The sequence below is a fragment of the Psychrobacter sp. GW64-MNA-CIBAN-0177 genome (assembly GCF_040309585.1).
Taxonomy (GTDB): domain Bacteria; phylum Pseudomonadota; class Gammaproteobacteria; order Pseudomonadales; family Moraxellaceae; genus Psychrobacter; species Psychrobacter okhotskensis.
Map to the genome: position 1 here is coordinate 1 of NZ_JBEOOY010000497.1, position 248 is coordinate 248.

Here is a 248-nt window from a genome sequence, read left to right on the forward strand (position 1 = left end):
TACCAGACCGATTGGCCGGTAGTCGCGATGGGCCCGGAAAAACACCTCGGCTACGCCGTGCAATGGTTCGCCATGGCCACGGCCCTGCTCGGTCTTTACCTCTATTTCGGCTGGCACCACGCAAAGGAGAAACGCCATGGGAAGCGTCATGAATCCACCCAGCATGTCTGAGGCCAAACCCGTTCCCAGCCGCCGGCGCGGGCGCATTCAATTGTTGCTGATCGTGCTTGGCGTGGTCGGGCCGATGC

Annotated in this window: 1 protein-coding gene; it reads left to right on the forward strand. The window is 61.7% G+C overall.

Going from position 1 to position 248, the window contains the following annotated elements; all coding sequences use genetic code 11:
- A partial coding sequence (locus tag AAEY79_RS15975) for an SURF1 family cytochrome oxidase biogenesis protein (RefSeq protein ID WP_352289662.1) occupies nucleotides 1-171 on the forward strand: 171 nt, incomplete at its 5' end.
- Between the last annotated feature and the right edge of the window lie 77 nt (nucleotides 172-248).